This window comes from Mycobacterium colombiense CECT 3035, assembly GCF_002105755.1.
In the GTDB taxonomy this organism is placed as follows: domain Bacteria; phylum Actinomycetota; class Actinomycetes; order Mycobacteriales; family Mycobacteriaceae; genus Mycobacterium; species Mycobacterium colombiense.
The window spans coordinates 3,902,999-3,921,600 of record NZ_CP020821.1 but is presented as its reverse complement, the minus strand read 5'-3'; the positions used below and the strand labels follow the sequence as shown (position 1 = coordinate 3,921,600).

Below are 18,602 nucleotides of genomic sequence, written 5' to 3'. Positions count from 1 at the left end.
GTCACGGATGGGGCGAATCGCCTGGTCATGGTTGCGTCACCCGGTGAAAAGTCGTGAGTTTCCCGCCAAGCACGAGCGACTGGTAACCGCTCAGGACTTGCTGCTCTTCGGTGCGTGACCGCCCAGCCGACGCCCTCACCGGCGTGTGGCGGGTTTGCTCAGAGTTTGCCCGGCGAGAACATCGCCGGGCTACCCGTGGTGCGCCCGGAAAACGGCCTCACGGCGTCCATAGACCCGAGTCGCGGATCGCCTCGGCGAGCGGCTCCAGCACGGCCGGGTCGTGTGGCGGCGGCAGGTAGACGATGCCCAGATCCAAGCCCTCGGCCGCCAACCCGGCGGCGTCGGCGATGACCTTGCCGTAATCGAGGTCGGGCTCCAGCCGCAGGTGGGCCGAGAGCGTGATCTCCTTGGGGTCGCGTCCGATGTCCGCGCAATGCGAGGCCAGCACGTCACGCTTGTGGGCGAAGACGTCGGGCGGCCCGCCCACGAAGTTCCAGTGCTGGGCGTAGCGGGCGGTGATCCGCAGGGTGCGCTTCTCCCCGCTGCCGCCGATGCAGATCGGCGGGTGCGGCCGCTGCGGGCCCTTGGGCTCGTTGCGGGCCCCCTTGAGCTGGTAGAACTTGCCGTCGAAGTCGGTGGTCTCCTCGCTGAGCAGGCTGGTCAGCACCTCGCACGCCTCCTCGAAGCGGTCGAAGCGCTCCTTGATGCTGCCCAGCTCGATGCCGTAGGCCCCGGACTCTTCCTCGTTCCAGCCGGCGCCGATCCCCAGTTCGAGCCGCCCGTTCGAAATGATGTCGAGGGCGGCCGCCATGTTGGCCAGCACCGCGGGATGGCGGTAATGGATCCCGGTGACCAGGGTGCCCACCCGCAGTCGCTGGGTGGCCTGCGCGAGCGCGGTCAACGTCGTCCAGCCCTCCAGGCACGGCCCGCTGCTGTCGGAGAAGATCGGATAGAAGTGGTCGAAGGTCCACCCGGATTCGTAGACCTCGATGTCGTCGGCCGCCTGCCAGACGGCCAGCATTTGTGCCCAGGTGGTGTCTTGCGGGGATGTCTTGAACGCGAATCGCATACCACCGACGTTAGTCGGTGTTTATGAAGGGCAACTAAACTCAAGCCCGCCATGACCTGCCCATGTTGCTCCCTCGGAATCGACACCAAGATCACCCTGCTGGCTGCGGGCCTGATCTTCCTGCTCGCGCTGATCCTGGGCGTGTGGAAATACCGCGAGATGATGACGTCCGAGACCCACCTCGCGCATCCCTACGTCGACATCGCCCACCGGGCGGCGCTGCTGTATTCGTTCGCGACGCTGCTGCTCGCGGTGTTCGTGCAACTGAGCGCCTGGCCGGTGTGGGTGAACCTGACCGCGGCGGGCGTCGTCGTCTTCTTCTTCGTGGCCGCCATCGCCGCCTACGTCAGCCACGGCGCGCGCCGCGACACCGTCAACCAGTTCGAAAACGCCGACGGGCGTCTCGGGCTGGCGATGGCGGCGCTGATCGCCGGGGAGATCGGCGGATTCACCGTGCTGCTTGCCGGGTTCGTCGCCGGCCAGCTCGTCTGATCAAGGCGGGCACACTGGAGGCATGGATCCGGTAGCGGCATTACGGCAGATCGCCTACTTCAAGGACCGCAGCCGCCACGACCCCCGGCGCGTGATGGCCTACCGCAACGCGGCCGACATCATCGAGGGCCTCGACGAGGCGACCAGGGAGCGGCACGGCCAGGCCAACAGCTGGCAGTCGCTGCCGGGGATCGGGCCCAAGACGGCCAAGGTCATCGACCAGGCGTGGTCCGGCCGCGAGCCCGACCTGCTGGTCGAACTGCGTGCCGGCGCAGAGGATCTCGGCGGCGGCGACATCCGCTCCGCGCTGCGCGGCGATCTGCACCTGCACTCCGACTGGTCGGACGGCTCCGCGCCCATCGACGAGATGATGGCCTCCGCCGCGGCGCTGGGCCACGAGTACTGCGCGCTGACCGACCACTCGCCGCGGCTGACCATCGCCAACGGCCTGTCGCCGGAACGGTTACGCAAACAGCTCGACGTGATCGACGGCCTGCGGGAGAAATTCGCGCCGATGCGCATCCTGACCGGGATCGAGGTCGACATCCTCGACGACGGCAGCCTGGACCAGGAACCCGAGTTGCTGGAGCGCCTCGACGTGGTGGTGGCCAGCGTGCATTCCAAGCTGTCAATGGACGCCGCGGCGATGACCCGGCGCATGCTGCGCGCGGTGGCCAATCCGCACGCCGATGTGCTGGGTCACTGCACCGGCAGGCTGGTGTCGGGGAATCGCGGCATCCGGCCGGAGTCCAAGTTCGACGCCGAGGCGGTGTTCGCCGCGTGCCGCGACCACGGCACCGCGGTGGAGATCAACTCCCGGCCCGAGCGCCGTGATCCGCCGACGCGGCTGCTGAACCTGGCGCTGGAGATCGGGTGCGTGTTCAGCATCGACACCGACGCCCACGCGCCCGGCCAGCTGGATTTCCTCGGGTACGGCGCCCAGCGGGCGTTGGACGCTGGCGTGCCCGTCGAGCGGATCGTGAACACCTGGCCGGCCGAAAAGTTACTGGAGTGGACGGGCGCCAATTAGTCCGGCAGATGCGGCATTTCGAAGCCGGGGTCGCGGCCCAGCAGCACGGCGGGCGTGAGCGCCGACTTGCCATAGCGGCGGCGCACCCGGTCGATGGCCGCGTCGACGTCGTCGCCCGGCACGCGATGCGTCGGCTCGCCGAAGGGCAGCATCAGCTGCTGGGAGCCGCTGCGGTCGATGCCCGACACCGCGAACCCGACCAATGTCAGGCCGCGCTGCGCGATGAGCGGTGCCGCGTCCGCGACCAGCCGGCGCGCGGCGGCCAGCAGCGGCGCGGTGGACGACGTGGCCCACGGCAAGGTGTGCGATCGGGTCGCGCGGGTGAAGTCGGCGAAGCGCATCCGCAGCACCACCGTGCGACCGGTGCGCCCAGCGGCGCGCATGCGACCGGTGATGCGGTCGATCAGGTTGACCACCACGGCGTCGATCTCGCTGGGCGACATGGTGTTTCCGGCGCGGCCCAGCGCCCGCTGCGCGCCGACGGACCGGCGACGGACGCCGGTGGTCACCCGGCGGCGGTCGATATTGCGCGACAGCGCGTAGAGCTGGCGACCCATCGCGCCGCCCACGATGGAGCCCAGCGTGGACTCGCTGAGCTCGGCGACGTCGGCGACGGTCACGATGCCGTGCGCGCGCAGCTTCTCTGCCGTCACCGCGCCCACGCCCCAGAGCCGGCGCACCGGCAGCGGCCGCAGGAAGGTCAGCTCCTGATCGGGCGGCACCAGCAGCAGCCCGTCCGGCTTGGCCTCCTGGCTGGCGACCTTGGCGAGGAACTTCGTGCGGGCGACGCCGACGGTGATCGGCAGGCCGACGCGGTCGCGCACGTCGGCCCGCAGCCGCTCGGCGATCGCGACCGGCGTGCCGCTGACCCGACGCAGGCCGCCGACATCGAGGAAGGCCTCGTCGACCGACAGCGCCTCGACGATCGGGGAGCAATCCCGGAACACCTCGAAGACCGCGTCGCTGGCACGCGAATAGGCGCTCATCCGCGGGGGCACCACGACGGCCTGCGGGCACAACCGCCGGGCTTGGGACCCGCCCATGGCGGTGCGCACCCCGAAGGCCTTGGCCTCGTAGCTCGCAGCCAGCACCACACCGCCGCCCACGATCACCGGCCGGCCGCGCAAGGTCGGGTCGTCGCGCTGTTCTACGGACGCGTAGAAGGAGTCGAGGTCCGCGTGCAGGATGGACGCATCGCACCGCACGAACATATGTTCGCATGCGGCGGTGACAGCTAGCCGGATTCCCCGTAGATGCTGCTGATCCAGATGTGGGTGAGGGTGTCGACGACCCGCGCCGCCTCGACCGCGGGTGTTTCGGCGGAGAGCGCGGCCATCATGGTGCGCTCGTTCATCTGGTTCAGCGACGTGGCCAGGTCGGCGGCCGGGATGTTGTCCGGTGCTGCGCCGCGTGCGCGTTCCGCGGTGATCATGGCCGCGGTCTGGTCGATCCATTTCTGCATGTAGCCGGACCAGAGCGACCGCAATTCCGTGCTGGTGGCCAGCGCCTCGGTCGCGGTCCGCGCCACGGCCCGGTGTGTGCTGAATGCGGTGAAGAACGCCTTGATGCCGTTGCGCCACACCCGGCGCGGATCGGCCGGCAGCCGATGCACGGCGCCGTCGAACTCGGAGTCGGCCCGGGCGATCACCGGCTCGAGCAGGGAGAGCAGCACCGCCTCTTTGGACTTGAAGTAGAAGTAGAACGTCGGCCGCGAGATACCGGCGCCTTTGGCCAGGTCATCGACGGAAATGTCGGCCAGCGAACGTTCTTCCAGCAGTCGTTCGGCGGTCGCGAGAATGGCCTGTTCGCGCTCGTCGCCCGTCGGGCGGATGGCGCGGCGGCCGCGCAGGGCGCGGGTCTGGCCGACGGTAGTCACGGCCGCTACTTTACACGTAGTCGATACTTTCGACAGAGTGTTGACCGGATCGACACGGTGTTGATAACGTTGGCCGTATGACTGAGCACCTTGACGTCCTCATCGTGGGCGCCGGCATCTCCGGCGTGAGCGCGGCCTGGCACCTGCAGGAACGCTGCCCGACAAAGAGCTACGCCATCCTCGAACGCCGCGCCGACCTGGGCGGGACCTGGGACCTGTTCAAGTACCCAGGCATCCGGTCGGACTCGGACATGTTCACCCTGGGCTTCCGGTTCAAGCCCTGGCGCTCCGCGAAGTCGATCGCCGACGGGGCCTCGATCAAGGCCTACATCAAGGAGACCGCGGTCGAGAACAAGATCGAGCCGAAGATCCGCTACCGGCACCGGGTGGTGGCCGCCGACTGGTCCGACGCCGACAACCGCTGGACCGTGACGGTCGAGAGCGACGGCCGGCAGAGCGAGATCACGTGTTCGTTCCTGTTCGCCTGCACCGGCTACTACAACTACGACGAGGGGTTCTCGCCGACCTTCCCGGGCTCGGACGACTTCGGCGGAACCATCGTCCACCCGCAGCACTGGCCGGAGGACCTCGACTACGCGGGTAAGCGGATCGTCGTCATCGGTTCCGGCGCGACCGCGATCACCCTGATTCCGGCGCTGGTGAACTCGGGCGCGGGTCACGTGACGATGCTGCAGCGCTCGCCGACCTACATCGGCTCGCTGCCCGGTGTCGACCCGTTCGCCGAGAAGGCCAACCGGCTGCTGCCCGACCACCTCGCGCACATGGCCAACCGCTGGAAAGCCATCGCGTTCAGCACCTTCCAATACCAGCTTTCCCGCAAGGCCCCGGGCTACATGCGCAAGACGTTGATGACGATGGCGCAGCGACGCCTGCCCGAGGGCTACGACGTCGAAAAGCACTTCGGCCCCCGCTACAACGTCTGGGACGAGCGGTTGTGCCTGGCCCCCGACGGCGACTTCTTCCGGACCATCCGGCACGGCAAGGCCGACGTCGTCACCGACACCATCGACCGGTTCACCAAGACCGGAATCAAGCTCAGCTCGGGCGAGGAATTGGCGGCCGACATCATCGTCACCGCAACGGGTTTGAACATGCAGCTGCTGGGGGGCGTGAAGCCGACCCGCAACGGCGAGGACATCGACCTGACCTCACTGATGACCTACAAGGGCCTGATGTTCTCCGGCGTGCCGAACTTCGCGATCACCTTCGGCTACACCAACGCGTCCTGGACGCTGAAGGCCGACCTGGTCTCAGAGTTCGTGTGCCGGCTGCTGAACTACATGGACGCCAAGGGCTTTGACTTCGTGGAGCCGCAGCATCCCGGCAAGGACGTCGATGAGCTGCCGTTCATGGACTTCACCCCGGGCTACTTCCGGCGTTCGATGCACCTGCTGCCCAAGTCCGGATCGCGGGCGCCGTGGCGGCTCAAGCAGAACTACTTTATCGACATGCGCACGATCCGGCGCGGCAAGGTCGACGACGAAGGCCTGAAGTTCGCGAAAAAGCCTGCCCCGGTTGCCGTTTAGCGGATCACTGGCCTGCGGCGACGACGACGATCCCGTCGTCGTCGCTGTAGGCGATCTCGCCCGGTACGAAGGTGATACCGCCCAGGGCGATCTCGACGTCGCGCTCGCCGGCGCCGGTCTTGGTGCTCTTACGCGGATTGGTGCCCAGGGCCTTGATGCCGATGTCCATCCCGCGCAACGTGGCCGAGTCGCGCACCGCGCCGTTGACGATGAGCCCCGCCCAGCCGTTGGACCGGGCCAGTTCCGCGATGACGTCGCCGACCAGCGCGGTGTGCAGGGAGCCGTCGCCGTCGATGACCAGGACCCCGCCGTCGCCAGGCTCCGAAAGCACCGATTTCAGCAGCGCGTTGTCCTGAAAGCACCGCACGGTGCTGATCGGCCCGGCGAATTCGGCCCGCCCGCCCAGCTGGCGGAATTGCACGTCGCAGCTGCGGACGTCGGGACCGATGCTGTCTACGAGGTCGGCCGTCGGCCGGAAAGACACCGTCACTTCTGACACGTTAGACGGCGCCCGCTCAGCGGCGCCGCAGCTGGCGGATGAGCAGGATGGCCAGCAGGCTGACGGCCAGCGCAACGATCAGCGGCACCGGGGATTGGCCCGCCGCCGCTCCCGCGACGGCGGGCGAGACCGGGTCGTTCGCCGTCTCCACGGTGGACTTCGCCTGTGCGGCAGCATCTTTCGCGGCGGCGGTCAGGTCGCCGTTGCTTTCGGCGCGCTGCTGCACATCGAGCGGCTGCTCGGGTGGTTTCGGCGGTGTGGGTTCGGCGGCCTTGGCCGGCACCTTCTTGGCGGGTGCCTTCTTGGCCGGTGCCTTCTTGGCGGGCGCCTTCTTCGCAGGTGCCTTCTTGGCCGGCGCTTTCGCGGCCTTCTTCGCCGCCTTGGCGGGCGGTCTCTTCTCCGGCGGGGTGCCGGCGCCGTCGGGTGCGCTGTTGGTCGGGTCCTGCGGGTCTGCCATGCGGCCGCTCCTTGAGCTTCCTCTGTCGTCTTTCCCCTAGCTCAGCGGGTTCACGGTCCCATCATGCCAGCACCCGTTGCGGCGCCTCCGGCACCGGTCGAAGGCCCCGCCGTCACCGCCTGCGCCGCGCCGCCCACCACGCGCCGCCGGCGACGAGGGCCACCGCGGCCGCGACGAACGGCCAGACCGGGAGCGCGCCGCCGCCGTCCGGGCCGGCCGCGGGCGGACCGGGCGTGCCGGTGCCGGGCACCGTGAGGCGGAACGACCATGATCCGGACACCACGTGGCCATCGGCGGACGTCACCCGGTAGTTCACCGTGTACGTCCCGGCCGGCCCTAGCGCACGCAGGGCGATGCCGACCACCGCGCCCTGCACCGCCGGCTCCCCGGTGGACCACACGTTGCCGTCGGGCCCCACCACCGTCATTGCCGCGAACGTGGTTTGCAACTGCTCGTTGAACGTCGCGCTCACCCGCTGCGGGCCGGCGGCCAGCACCGCATCGGGCGCGGGATCGGTGGCGACGCGGGTCGCGTGCGCGCCCGCGACCGGCGCGGCCAGGGTGGCGATCACGAACATGACGCCCACGCACGCAGCGAGCGCCAGGCGCCTCATGTTCGTCGGCGGATCAGTGCGATCGCGACGCCGGCGGCGGCCACCACCAGGGCCGCGCCGCCCAGCAGCCGCGCCGCGTTGTCGGCCGCATTCGACCGTGCGGCGGCGGGCGCCGACGCAGGTGACGCGTGATGTTGGTGCGGGCCCGACGGGCCGGTGGCGAGGGTCAGCATCGGCATCGGGTGCTCCGGTTCGCTTCCGTCGGGCAACGGCGGCTGGTCCCATTTCACGACGGTTCCGTCGGCGTAGGTCTGCGTGGCCGGGAAGCTGACGGTATCGGCGTCGGGCAGCTTCACCGACAGCCGGAACAGCCCGAATTGATCCGGCCCGATCCCGCCGGTCAGGTTCGCCGTCCACGTCACCGAACGCACGGTGCCGGACGCGGCGTCCCGGTCGAGCCTGGCCGTCCAGCCGGGCAGGCTCTCGGTGCGGGCCGACGCGACGTTGGGAAGCGTGACGGTCAGCGCGGTGGTCAGCGACCCGGTGTTCGACTCGTTGGGCACCTGGAACGTGACGACCGCCATGGCCCCGCGCACCGCGTTGTCGCTGCTGGCGTGCACGTGCGCCCAGGCGGCGGGGGTCTGGGCCGCCGATCCGAGATAGAGGGCGACGGCCGCGGCGAGCGCGATCAGGCTGCGCGAGATCCACCTGCTGGGGATTGCCATGCGGGGGCGGTACCTTCCGTGCGGGTGATCAGCTCAGGCCGAGACGCGCCATCAGGTCCGCCTCGATCCCGTCGAGCTGCGACGAGATCGCGGCGTGGGCCGAGCGCCGCCGCGCGGCCGGCATGTTCTCGGCGGCGGTGATCGCCGCCGACAGGTCGGTGAGCCGTTCGGCGATCGCGGAGACGAACTGTTTGGTCTCGGCGTCCTTGGGCTTCTTGTCCTGCACCATCCGCAGCGACTTCTCCGCCCCGGCGACGCGGGCCGACAGCTGGGCGCCGTGACCGGAGAACTGGCCGATCTGGGCCAGCGGAATGCCGAGCTGATCAGCCCGACGCTGATCGATCATCGCCCGGGCCGCGACGGCCGCCCGGTAGATGAGCGGGGTGAGGATCGGCGCGAGCAGCCGAGACACGGTCAGCACCCGGCGGATTCGTGTCGGTGAGAAGATCTTGCCCTCCCGCGCGGCTTTGAGTTCGGCCTCGGCGACTTTCAGTGCGTTGCGGTCGCTGTCGCGTTGGGCCCTGATCTGGGCGCGCAGCGCTTTGTTCTCCGCCCGTTGCGCGGATTTGGCGCGGCGGACCTCGTTTTTCGCGGCCAGCTTGGCCTCGAGCTTCGCGCGGGCCTTGATCGCGCGGGCTTCGGCGCGACGCGTCGCGCGGCTCTTTCGCTTGCGGAACAGGCCCATTCCCGGCCGCCTCCCGGTGATCTCGCTGGCAATCCTGGCAATCGTTGTCTGTCGCTGTCGCGGTTGCGCGATCCGCTGGGCCAACCCTAATCGGAATGGGCGGGCGGCAGCCCTCCAGGGCAGGCGCGGCGGTCGGTGCCAGGCGCGACGTCAGGCGTCTAGGTGCTCGGCCCGGCGCAACTCGTTGACCCGCTCCATGACCTCACGTTGCGCCTCGGGGGACAGCTCGGCCGTGCGCACCGCGATGCGGCGGACGTTGTCGTCGCGCGTCGTGGCCAGCCACGACAGTTCCTTATCGAGCTTCTCGTAGTACTCGTCGTCGGTGAAGTAGGCCGACTTGATCCGGAAGAAGTTGGCCAGGGCCGCCATGGTCGCCGTCGACGGGTTGGTGCGGTTGCCGGAACGCAGCTGCGAGAGGTAGGGAGCCGACATCGTTATGCCCTCCGCCTTGAGCGCCGCGATCACTTCCGCGGAGGTGTGCGGCCCGCGTCCGGGGGGATACACCGTGTCGAACAGGCGGTTCAGGCGAGCAGCGAATGTCGTGCTCATTGATATGACCTCCACTTGGCTGTAGAAGTGAACTATTACCTAGGTGTATTTGCTGATCATGGTAGCGAGGCTTGGTGACCGTAACCAGGTGCAAACCCCAGGGGATTCCCGACCGGCGTAGCTGACGCACGCTACCTCCCCACTTGACGAGCGTCTAACTGATTCGCTGGGGTGTCCACTACATCAGCGAAACTCACAGGTTATCCGCAGAATTGGACATCCGTTCCGAAGTGGCGGGCGGATTACCTGCTGACGTGGGCGATAATATGCCGGGCTGCGCTGGGGAACAGCACCGCAACGGGCCCGCGTGCCGGGGCGATTTAGCACACTCTTTGCTGCCGAGCGGGAAAGCGGACCCGTTGACCACCGCGCTGCCCGGCAGACGGCTCCCGGACACCGGTGGTCGAGGCGGCGTTAACTTAGCCGGTTTGCGGTGGTCCGGCGCATATTTGCCCTGACGGTTCTGCGGCGCCGCCGCGTCTGTGCGACCGCGATTGCGGCAGCGGCCGTCGCGACGGCAACCGTCGCCGCGACGGCCACCCAACGCCAGCCCAGAGCGCTGTCGAACAGCATCCACACGCCGAACGTTGCGAACAGCAGGCTGGCCACCACGTGCAGCAATTTTTCCGGAAGGCGCCGATGCAACAGCCGTCCCGCGGCGATCGCCAGGCCGTCGGCCAGCACCATGCCCAGCGTCGAGCCGATCCACACCCCGACCCAGTCGTGGTGGCTGGCCAACGTCACCGTCGCCAGGGCTGTCTTGTCGCTCATCTCGGCGAGCGCGAACGAGGACACCACCGTCAGGAAGGCGAATCGCGGTTCGCTCGGCTGCGACACCGTCTCGTCGGTGGCGGCGCCCTCCCGCCAGGCCCACACCGCGAACGCGAGGAAGGCGAGGGCGGACGCGATGGCCAGCGGCCGCGCCGGTAGGGCGGCGCCGAGGAAGTGACCGATCGTCACCGAGACGCCGTGCACCGTGAACGCGGCGAGCGCCACACCGGTCAGCACCACCCACCACCGATAGCGCAGGGCGTAGGTCATGGTGATCAGCTGGGATCTGTCGCCGAGTTCGGCGACGAACACCACTCCCAGGGTCAAGAGGGTGGCGGCGAGCATCTCGGGTGACCTTTCGACGCGTCGTCGACGACCGCGAAGTCGTCGAACTCCGGTCGAAGGTCTCGCCCACCGGGTGAACCGGTTCGCCGGCCGGGCTGTGCGCCAGTATGTCGACCCGACGATTGGGGGCTACTCCCCTTCGCTGACGGGTCCCAGATTAATGGGGCCCGTCGGCGTCCGCCAGCGCGACGGCGGAGTTCGGCCGGCCGCATTTCCGGGGTTTGCGTCCCGAAATGCTTTCCGCCATTTCGGCTATGCGGCCAGCAGCATCGCCAGTATCGCCGTATCGGGGTGGCTGATCGGGTCGACACCGACCCGGCTCACCATCGAGGTAATGGTGCCGTCGGCTTCCGCTTCCACCCACGCGGCCCGATGCTCGAGTCCCAGATAGGGCAATCCGGGCAGCAATACGCATCCGGATGCCGCCCCGTTGCATTCCGGCAAGGACGGCGTGGTTTCCGAGGGCGGGTGCAACATGAGTAGTGCCGGCGGCTGATGTTCGGCGAAATATCCCGGCTGAATGGCTGATTCACCGAACACCGTGCCCTCGGCCAGTACCAGGCCCACCGTGCCCGGTTCGGGCTCGTCCGGCAGTTCCTCGCGGGCCCCGAAGACCGTTGTGGTGGAGAGCAATCCGGGCAGGGACGCGATCCTGACCGCGACCATGAGCAGTTGCACCCATTCTTTGGTCGAGTCGGGCCAGCGTCCCGAGATCACGAATCCTTTCAAGGCACCACGAGAATGGAACGGGGAAACCCCGATAGGCCGATCCGCCCCTGGTTCCATTTCGACCTCCGCGCGACGCCTCCGCTTGGAATAACCACACTGGTAAGTCCGAATAATTAAGCATGCCTGCGGTTTAGGCGCGGTGCAACACGACACGGTCGGTGGCACAAACGTTGTCGCGCCGGCGGTCGAAAGGTCGGACAAACGACGGGGGCGCCGCGCTGCCGCGCGACGCCCCTGCCGATCGAAATGAAAGTCAGCCGAAAATGAGGCCCTGGGTTTTCGAGGTCGCGGCCGCGTACCGCTTCTGCACGTCCGCCCAGTTGACGACGTTCCAGAACGCCTTGACGTAATCCGCCTTGACGTTCTTGTACTGCAGGTAGAAGGCGTGCTCCCACATGTCGACCTGCAGCAAGGGGATGATGCCGAGCGGAACGTTGGCCTGCTGGTCGTACAGCTGGAAGGTCAGCAGCCGGTTGCCGAGGGTGTCGTAGCCCAGGACGGCCCAGCCCGAGCCCTGCAGCCCGTTGGCGGCCGCGCTGAATTGCGCGCGGAATCGGTCGAAGGACCCGAACGCGTCGTCGATCGCAGCAGCCAGTTCGCCGGTCGGCTTGTCGCCGCCGTCCGGCGACAGGTTCTTCCACCAGATCGAGTGGTTGACGTGGCCACCGAGGTGGAATGCGAGGTTCTTTTCGTTCAGGAAGATCGCAGCGTGGTCCTCGTTGGCGCGGGCCTCTTCGAGCTTGGACAGAGCGTCATTCACGCCTTTGACGTATGTGGCGTGGTGCTTACTGTGGTGGATCTCGTTGATCTGCCCCGAGATGTGCGGTTCCAACGCTGCATAGTCCCAGTCCAAGTCGGGCAGGGTGTATTCAGCCACGGCATTCCTTTCTTCGATTATCGTCTTGACGCTCAGTCGCGCAGCACCGCCTCACGGCGGCCGGCCGTTATCAACCCTGCTCCATGACCGCGCGCTCCGCAAGAACGACCCTTGTGAGCCGGAACGCGAATACCCGCTCAGCGGCGTTTCAAGACAAGACGATGACCGCGAGCACCGCGAGCAGCGCCAGGGCGATCAACCCGGCGCGCAGCGCGGCGACGCTGTAACTGTGATTCCACGCCGACGAGCCGCAATACGACTTCGACGAGCCCGGTGAACCCGGACCGAACGAATGCGTGGCCATCAATCGCCTTTCACCCCCCGGTCACCTCGCGTCAGTGAGGTGAGTCACAAACACTTTTCGCGAACGCGATCATAGCGCTTTGTGACGAGCTTGAGAAATAACGCGCTGAGCTGCGGGTTGGCGGTGGTGGCGGCGACTTGGGGCCCGACCCGGAGCGGCGGCGGGCCCAGGGGCGGGCCGGGTGCTTAGCAAGCCAATCCATTTCGCTCGGCGGCCAGTTCTGCACATGCGTACAACACTGCGGTGTTATCCACAGTTGCAGCAAGGTCCGCCGCCAGAGGCTGTAGTGATGCGATCTATACCCGCCGGGTGTATGTGGATAAACCTGTGGAAACTGTGGATAGTCTTTGCCGCTTCGGTCGGTTGCCGAGCCCCGTGCGGCGGTGGCCGATCGCGGCCCCGTGCCGGTGTCCCTCGGCGCGCGTCGGTGCGGCGTTAGTCTGGTCCGGTGATCCAGGTGTGCTCCCAGTGCGGCACGCGCTGGAACGTGCGTGACCGACAACGCGAATGGTGTCCGCGCTGCCGCGGAGCCCTGATGGCGCCCGCGCCGGACGCCCCGCCGGCCGATCCCAGATGGGGTGCGCCCGGTGCCGCGACGCAGGCTCGCCCCTCGGCGGCGCCGGGGTGGCAGCGCACGCCGCCGCGACTGCCGCCCGGCTACCGCTGGATCGCGGTGCGGCCCGGCGCCGCGCCGCCGCCGCGACGCGGCCGGCGTCCCCTCGGGCCCACTCCGCGCTACGCCGTCATCCCGCGGTGGGGGCTGGCCGACCGCGTCGAGCAGATGCCCGTGGCCACGGACGCAGCACCCGCGCAGCCCGGGCCACCGGCCCAGATCGTCCGCACCACGTCGTTCGTCAGCGTGCTGGTGCTCAGCATCGCCGCCCTGGTCTACGTGGTGCGGTACGTCCTGCTGGTGATCAACCGGAACACCTTGCTGAACTCGTGGGTGGCGTTCGCGGCCGACTGGCTCGGCGTGCTCGCCAGCGTGGGCGCGGGCGCGGCGGTGATCGCCTCCGGCGTGCAGCTGATCCGCTGGATGATCGCCCGCCGCGCGGCTGTGTTCGCCCACCACGGTCTGCCCGAGCAGCGCTCCGCGCGGGCGCTCTGGGCCGGCTGCGTCGTGCCGCTGGCCAACCTGCTCTGGGCCCCGGTGTACGTGATCGAGCTGGCGCTGCTCGAAGAGCACTACGCCCGGCTGCGAGGCGCGATCCTGCAGTGGTGGGGGGCGTGGGTGTGCAGCTACGCGGTGTCCATCGCGGCCATCGCGACCAGCTTCGCCACCGACGCCCAGGGCATCGCCAACAACACCGTGCTGATGGTCTTCGCGTATCTGCTCGCGGCCGCCACGCTGGCCGCCGCCACCCGCGTGTTCGAGGGATTCCAGCGCAAACCCGTCGCCCGGCCCGCGCATCGCTGGGTCGCGGTTCCCGCCGACGGCACCCCGGCGCGGGCTTCCGCCGCCCCAGTTGAGTTGAAGGGGCAGGAACCGGCAGCATAGGGGTATGACGTGGGCCGACGAGGTGCTCGCCGGGCATCCCTATGTCGTCGCCCATCGCGGCGCGTCGGCCGCGCGGCCCGAGCACACGCTGGCCGCCTACGACCTTGCGCTGAAAGAAGGCGCCGACGGCGTGGAATGCGACGTGCGCCTGACCCGCGACGGCCATCTGGTGTGCGTGCACGACCGCCGGCTGGACCGGACCTCGACCGGGGCCGGCTTGGTCAGCACGATGACCCTCGCCGAATTGCGCGAGCTCGAGTACGGAGCGTGGCACGGCAGCTGGCGGGAAGACGGCGCCCACGGCGACACCAGTCTGCTGACGCTGGACGCGCTGGTGTCGCTGGTGCTGGATTGGCATCGGCCGGTGAAGCTGTTCATCGAAACCAAGCACCCGGTCCGGTACGGCTCGCTGGTGGAAACCAAGCTGCTCGCGGCGCTGCATCGGTTCGGCATCGCCGCGCCCGCCTCGGCGGACCGGTCGCGCGCGGTGGTGATGTCGTTCTCGGCGTCCGCGGTCTGGCGGATCCGGCGGGCCGCCCCGCTGCTGCCTACGGTGCTGCTCGGCAAGACCGCCCGCTATCTGACCAGCGGCGCGCCGACGGCCATCGGCGCCACCGCCGTCGGGCCCTCGCTGGCGACGCTGAAGGACTACCCCCAACTCGCCGACCGCGCCATCGCCCAGGGCAGGGCGGTGTACTGCTGGAACGTCGACGACTACGACGACATCGATTTCTGCCGCGACGTCGGGGTGGCCTGGCTCGCCACGCACCACCCGGGCCGCACCAAGGCCTGGCTGCAGGGCAACCGCGATGGTGAGGGCAGCGGATAGGCCAACCGCTATTGCTGTTCGTCCGATGTGGCCGGGGGCAGGGGCGCATCGGACGCCAACGACTGGAACAACCGCGCGGCCTCGTCGTGGTTCCACACCACCACCGACCCGGCGTCACCGTCGGTGAACTGGCCGATCGGGACGGTCATGGTGGTGGTCGACCCGTGTAGTGCCCAGCCGAGCCGGGCCAGATCCCAGACGTGGTCATTCCGGTCGACGGTCAGGGCGTCGGCGGCCGCGCGGGGCACCGAAAACCAGCGCCACGGGTTGAGCCAGACCGCGGGACTGGCGACCCGATGCAGCAGCGCCGCCACGAACTGCCGTTGATTGACCATCCGGTCCAGGTCCGCCCGCGGGGTGTCGCGCGACCTGACGTAGCCGAGCGCGTTGCGGCCGTTGAGGGTCTGGCAGCCCGCCGGCAGCTCGATGCCGGCCAGCGGATCGTTGAAGGCCGTCTTCGGGCACACCGTCACGCCGCCGAGCGCGTCCACGAGCGCGGCGAACCCGCCGAACCCGATCTCGGCGTAATGGTCGAGGCGCAACCCGGTGGCCTGCTCCACCGTCTGGACCAGCAATTGCGCGCCGCCAATCGCGAACGCGGCATTGATCTTGTCCTTGCCATGACCCGGGATCGGCACATAGGAATCGCGCGGAATCGACACCATGGTGGTCGGCACACCCGCCCCGACGCCCGGCACGTGGACCAGCAGGATCGTGTCGGTACGGCCGTTACCGATGTCGCCGCCGGTGGCCAGATCCTGCTGCTGCTCGGCGCTGAGCGCCTGGCGGCTGTCCGACCCGACGATCAGCCAGTTGGCGCCCCGGCCTGCCGAGGGGCGGTCTTGGTAGTCGGCGAGCGCGTGCTCGCGGTGCAGTCTGTGGTCGAACCAGATCGCCCCCGCGACGACGCCCGCGCCGATCAGCAGCAGGCCGACCAGCAGGACCGACACCACCGCGCGGACCCAGCGGAACCGGCGCCGCCGCCGCGGCGCGCGGGGCGCCTGCGGTCGGGGCGGCGGAACCCGGGCCGCCGGCGCGGCGGCGGGTGGTGAGGGTGGTTGGTGCAGCGGCTGGGTCTCCGCGGTCGGTGACACCGGCGGGCCGGCCGGGCGGCGGATCACCTGCGGCGGCTCGGGACGCGGCTGCGCGGGCGGGTTCCCCGCGGGGGGCCGCCGGCGTTGCGGTGAGCGGTCGCCGTTCACCTCGTTAACGTACGTGCCCGGCACCCCACTATGCGGGCCGCATCGCCCCGGGGCTACCCGCGCGCCCGCAGCCCGTTGATGAAGGGGCAGCCCATCAGCACCCGGATGGCCTGGCTCAGGCCGGTCATGTCGTCGACCGGTCTGTGGAAGGGCAGCCGGACGTCGTGATCGCGGTCGTCGCTCTCGACGCGGAACCGGACGCCGTAGCGGTCCAGGCCCAGCGGCCGCACGTGGCCGCGCCGCAGGGGGGCGGGAAGCCTGGACACCAGCCGCGCCAGCACATCGCTGTGGGCGGTGTCCAGGTGCCACAGCAGGCTCGACTCGAGCGCGCAGAACGGATCGGGCCGCGCCTCCAGCAGGTCGCCGACGCTGACCGGCTCCGCGCCGGTGGCGTCGGTGACCACCACCGAGGCGATCTCCAGCCGCAGCAGCGTGTAGCGCGGTTCCTCGCCGTCGGTGGGCGCGCAGCGCGGGGTGTCGACGCCCAGCAGCGCCGGATTCGGGCACTCGGCGGCGATCAGGTCGAGCGTGTCGAGGGTCTCGCTCGGCGGCACCTGTTGGAGGTGCCCGCGCACCCAGACCAGCGAGCGGACCGGTTCGCGCAGCGGAAGCGGCGCGTAGTCGGTCAGCTCCAGCAGCGCCTGAGACCCCGAGATGGGGCGCGCGAGCCCGCCTGCCCTTTCGACGGGGACCGCCAGGGCGACGGATCCGTCGTCCATCAGGTGGTGCAGGGGGGTGGGGACGGGGTCGTCATGCTCGATGGCCAGCAGCGCGCCGCCGGCGCGGACGCAGGCGCTGCGTATCCGTTCGGCGGTGGTCGGGGCGGGGCAACTCAGCGGTAACACCATTCTCATCCTTCGATTAGGTAAGCCTAAGTTAACTTACCCGCGGTGGCGTCGCAAGGGTCTTGTGGCCTGCGCGCCGCTAGGGTTGGGACGTGGCCCGCATCGCTTACCTCGGTCCGGAGGGGACGTTCACCGAGGCGGCCTTGCGGCAGATCACCGCCGCCGGTCTGGTACCTGGGCAGGCGGCCGGGGGAGTGGATCCCTCGCCCGTCGACAGCACCTCCGCCGCGCTGGACGCCGTGCGCGACGGCACCGCCGAGTACGCCTGCGTCCCGATCGAGAATTCGATCGACGGATCGGTGACGCCCACCCTGGACAGCCTGGCCATCGGCTCACCGCTGCAGGTGTTCGCCGAAACCACTTTGGACGTCGCGTTCAGCATCGCCGTCAAACCGGGCCGCAGCGCGGCGGACGTGCGGACGCTGGCGGCCTTCGGCGTGGCGGCGGCCCAGGTGCGACAGTGGGTGGCCGCCAATCTGGCCGACGCCAAGCTGCGGCCCGCGTACTCCAACGCCGACGCCGCCCAGCAGGTGGCCGAGGGACATGCCGACGCCGCGGTAACCTCGCCGCTGGCCGTCACCCGCTGGGGGCTGGCCACCCTGGCCGACGGCGTCGTCGACGAGTCCAACGCCCGCACCCGCTTCCTTCTCGTCGGCCGGCCGGGGCCCCCGCCGGCCCGCACCGGAGCCGACCGCACCTCGGTCGTGTTGCGCATCGACAACGCGCCCGGGGCGCTGCTGGCCGCGCTCGCCGAATTCGCCATCCGGGGCATCGACCTGACCCGCATCGAATCGCGGCCCACCCGAACCGGACTCGGCACCTATCGGTTTTTCGCCGACTGCGTGGGCCACATCGACGACGATGCCGTCGCCGAGGCACTCAAAGCGCTGCACCGTCGTTGTGCTGATGTGCGATACCTGGGATCCTGGCCCACCGGCTCACCCGCGGGGGCGTTGCCGCCGTCGGCCGACGAGGGCGCGCGCTGGTTAGCGCAGCTGCGAGACGGAAAGCCCGACGAGCGGGGGTCGTTGGGGTGAGCGGCCGGTTGATCCTGGTGCGACACGGCCAGTCGTTCGGAAACGTCGAGCGCCGGCTCGACACCCGCCCGCCCGGGGCGGAGCTGACCCCGCTGGGCCGCGACCAGGCCCGTGCGTTCGCCCGCGGCTCGGGGCGGCCGGCGATGCTCGCGCACTCGGTGGCCACCCGGGCCTTGCAGACCGCCGCCGTGATCGGGGCCAGGTGGAGGTGCCGCCCATCGAGGTGGCCGGCGTCCACGAGGTTCAGGTCGGGCGGCTGGAGAACCGCAACGACGACGACGCGGTCGCCGAGTTCAACGCGATCTACGAGCGTTGGCACCGCGGCGAACTCAATGTCGCGCTTCCCGGTGGCGAAACCGGCAACGACGTGCTGGACCGCTACCTGCCGGTGCTCACCGACCTGCGGCTGCGCTACCTCGACGACCGCGACTTCCACGGCGACATCGTTCTCGTCAGCCACGGCGCGGCGATCCGGCTGGCCGCCGCGGTGCTGGCCGGCGTCGAAGCCGACTTCGCGCTGGACAACCACCTGGACAACGCCGAATCGGTGGCGTTGACGCCGATCACCGACGGGCGGTGGAGCTGCGTGCGCTGGGGAACCCTGACGCCGCCGTTCTTCCCCGAGGAAGAGGCGACCCCGGTCCCGGATGCGGTGCGGTCAAGCACCGACCCGATGGGCTGAC

General features: G+C 69.4%; 21 protein-coding genes and 1 pseudogene. 7 read left to right on the top strand and 15 right to left on the bottom strand.

Going from position 1 to position 18,602, the window contains the following annotated elements; genetic code table 11:
• Nucleotides 1-217: 217 nt before the first annotated feature.
• Nucleotides 218-1,069 carry an LLM class F420-dependent oxidoreductase gene (locus B9D87_RS18380; RefSeq protein ID WP_007771851.1) on the bottom strand — a complete coding sequence of 284 codons (852 nt, stop codon included), beginning with the start codon at nucleotides 1,067-1,069 and terminating at the stop codon, nucleotides 218-220.
• 51 nt (nucleotides 1,070-1,120) lie between these two features.
• Between B9D87_RS18380 and B9D87_RS18375 the strand changes: the two genes are divergently transcribed.
• Complete coding sequence (locus B9D87_RS18375) at nucleotides 1,121-1,561, top strand: hypothetical protein (protein ID WP_007771852.1); 441 nt, start codon at nucleotides 1,121-1,123, stop codon at nucleotides 1,559-1,561.
• A 22-nt stretch (nucleotides 1,562-1,583) separates the two neighbouring features.
• Nucleotides 1,584-2,591 (top strand): PHP domain-containing protein, encoded by a 1,008-nt coding sequence (locus tag B9D87_RS18370; protein WP_007771853.1) that lies wholly within the window; start codon nucleotides 1,584-1,586, stop codon nucleotides 2,589-2,591.
• Here the strand turns inward: B9D87_RS18370 and dinB are convergent.
• Both dinB and B9D87_RS18360 read right to left on the bottom strand, forming a co-directional pair.
• Nucleotides 2,588-3,802, bottom strand: coding sequence for a DNA polymerase IV (dinB, locus tag B9D87_RS18365; RefSeq protein WP_007771854.1), 1,215 nt, complete (start codon nucleotides 3,800-3,802; stop codon nucleotides 2,588-2,590). The genes B9D87_RS18370 and dinB overlap by 4 nt on opposite strands.
• A 23-nt stretch (nucleotides 3,803-3,825) precedes the next feature.
• Nucleotides 3,826-4,467 (bottom strand): TetR/AcrR family transcriptional regulator, encoded by a 642-nt coding sequence (locus B9D87_RS18360; protein ID WP_007771856.1) that lies wholly within the window; start codon nucleotides 4,465-4,467, stop codon nucleotides 3,826-3,828.
• 77 nt (nucleotides 4,468-4,544) lie between these two features.
• Here B9D87_RS18360 and B9D87_RS18355 point away from each other — a divergent pair, with 77 nt between their 5' ends.
• Nucleotides 4,545-6,014: a flavin-containing monooxygenase gene (locus B9D87_RS18355; RefSeq protein WP_007771857.1), complete on the top strand. Its 1,470-nt coding sequence runs from the start codon at nucleotides 4,545-4,547 to the stop codon at nucleotides 6,012-6,014.
• Between the two features lie 4 nt (nucleotides 6,015-6,018).
• Here the strand turns inward: B9D87_RS18355 and rraA are convergent, their stop codons facing one another.
• The 10 genes from rraA to B9D87_RS27070 all read right to left on the bottom strand — a co-directional run bounded on the left by rraA (nucleotide 6,019) and on the right by B9D87_RS27070 (nucleotide 12,508).
• Nucleotides 6,019-6,504, bottom strand: coding sequence for a ribonuclease E activity regulator RraA (rraA, locus tag B9D87_RS18350; protein ID WP_007771858.1), 486 nt, complete (start codon nucleotides 6,502-6,504; stop codon nucleotides 6,019-6,021).
• 25 nt (nucleotides 6,505-6,529) lie between these two features.
• Entirely contained in the window at nucleotides 6,530-6,970 is a 441-nt protein-coding gene (locus B9D87_RS18345; RefSeq protein WP_007771859.1) for an Rv3852 family protein, read from the bottom strand.
• Nucleotides 6,971-7,082: 112 nt separating this feature from the next.
• Nucleotides 7,083-7,583 (bottom strand): copper resistance CopC family protein, encoded by a 501-nt coding sequence (locus tag B9D87_RS18340; RefSeq protein ID WP_007771860.1) that lies wholly within the window; start codon nucleotides 7,581-7,583, stop codon nucleotides 7,083-7,085.
• Nucleotides 7,580-8,248 carry a YcnI family copper-binding membrane protein gene (locus B9D87_RS18335; RefSeq protein ID WP_007771861.1) on the bottom strand — a complete coding sequence of 223 codons (669 nt, stop codon included), beginning with the start codon at nucleotides 8,246-8,248 and terminating at the stop codon, nucleotides 7,580-7,582. The genes B9D87_RS18340 and B9D87_RS18335 overlap by 4 nt, the downstream gene beginning before the upstream one ends.
• 28 nt (nucleotides 8,249-8,276) lie before the next feature.
• Complete coding sequence (locus B9D87_RS18330) at nucleotides 8,277-8,933, bottom strand: DUF6474 family protein (protein ID WP_007771863.1); 657 nt, start codon at nucleotides 8,931-8,933, stop codon at nucleotides 8,277-8,279.
• Nucleotides 8,934-9,083: 150 nt separating this feature from the next.
• The gene (locus B9D87_RS18325; protein WP_007771864.1) at nucleotides 9,084-9,482 is read right to left on the bottom strand and encodes a hypothetical protein; all 399 of its coding nucleotides are present in this window, start codon (nucleotides 9,480-9,482) and stop codon (nucleotides 9,084-9,086) included.
• A gap of 414 nt (nucleotides 9,483-9,896) precedes the next feature.
• Nucleotides 9,897-10,598 (bottom strand): TMEM165/GDT1 family protein, encoded by a 702-nt coding sequence (locus B9D87_RS18320; RefSeq protein ID WP_007771865.1) that lies wholly within the window; start codon nucleotides 10,596-10,598, stop codon nucleotides 9,897-9,899.
• Between the two features lie 252 nt (nucleotides 10,599-10,850).
• Nucleotides 10,851-11,384 (bottom strand): hypothetical protein, encoded by a 534-nt coding sequence (locus B9D87_RS18315; protein WP_007771866.1) that lies wholly within the window; start codon nucleotides 11,382-11,384, stop codon nucleotides 10,851-10,853.
• A gap of 196 nt (nucleotides 11,385-11,580) precedes the next feature.
• Nucleotides 11,581-12,204, bottom strand: coding sequence for a superoxide dismutase (locus B9D87_RS18310; protein ID WP_007771867.1), 624 nt, complete (start codon nucleotides 12,202-12,204; stop codon nucleotides 11,581-11,583).
• A gap of 148 nt (nucleotides 12,205-12,352) precedes the next feature.
• Nucleotides 12,353-12,508 carry a hypothetical protein gene (locus B9D87_RS27070; RefSeq protein WP_007771868.1) on the bottom strand — a complete coding sequence of 52 codons (156 nt, stop codon included), beginning with the start codon at nucleotides 12,506-12,508 and terminating at the stop codon, nucleotides 12,353-12,355.
• Between the two features lie 448 nt (nucleotides 12,509-12,956).
• Here B9D87_RS27070 and B9D87_RS18305 point away from each other — a divergent pair, with 448 nt between their 5' ends.
• Together B9D87_RS18305 and B9D87_RS18300 are read left to right on the top strand one after the other, a co-directional pair.
• The gene (locus B9D87_RS18305) at nucleotides 12,957-14,006 is read left to right on the top strand and encodes a DUF4328 domain-containing protein (protein ID WP_085977819.1); all 1,050 of its coding nucleotides are present in this window, start codon (nucleotides 12,957-12,959) and stop codon (nucleotides 14,004-14,006) included.
• A 4-nt stretch (nucleotides 14,007-14,010) separates the two neighbouring features.
• On the top strand, nucleotides 14,011-14,835 hold the full coding sequence (locus B9D87_RS18300; RefSeq protein ID WP_007771871.1) for a glycerophosphodiester phosphodiesterase: 825 nt from the start codon (nucleotides 14,011-14,013) through the stop codon (nucleotides 14,833-14,835).
• 8 nt (nucleotides 14,836-14,843) lie between these two features.
• Here B9D87_RS18300 and B9D87_RS18295 read toward each other — a convergent pair whose 3' ends face one another.
• Both B9D87_RS18295 and B9D87_RS18290 read right to left on the bottom strand, forming a co-directional pair.
• Nucleotides 14,844-16,037 (bottom strand): LCP family protein, encoded by a 1,194-nt coding sequence (locus B9D87_RS18295; protein WP_040630568.1) that lies wholly within the window; start codon nucleotides 16,035-16,037, stop codon nucleotides 14,844-14,846.
• Between the two features lie 53 nt (nucleotides 16,038-16,090).
• Complete coding sequence (locus B9D87_RS18290; RefSeq protein ID WP_007771873.1) at nucleotides 16,091-16,885, bottom strand: DUF2470 domain-containing protein; 795 nt, start codon at nucleotides 16,883-16,885, stop codon at nucleotides 16,091-16,093.
• Between the two features lie 89 nt (nucleotides 16,886-16,974).
• On the opposite strand from B9D87_RS18290, the gene pheA reads away from it, so the two are divergent.
• Nucleotides 16,975-17,919: a prephenate dehydratase gene (gene pheA, locus B9D87_RS18285; protein WP_007771874.1), complete on the top strand. Its 945-nt coding sequence runs from the start codon at nucleotides 16,975-16,977 to the stop codon at nucleotides 17,917-17,919.
• Nucleotides 17,916-18,601 (top strand): annotated as a pseudogene (locus tag B9D87_RS18280) (histidine phosphatase family protein). The gene pheA and the pseudogene B9D87_RS18280 overlap by 4 nt, the downstream one beginning before the upstream one ends.
• Nucleotide 18,602: the final 1 nt, after the last annotated feature.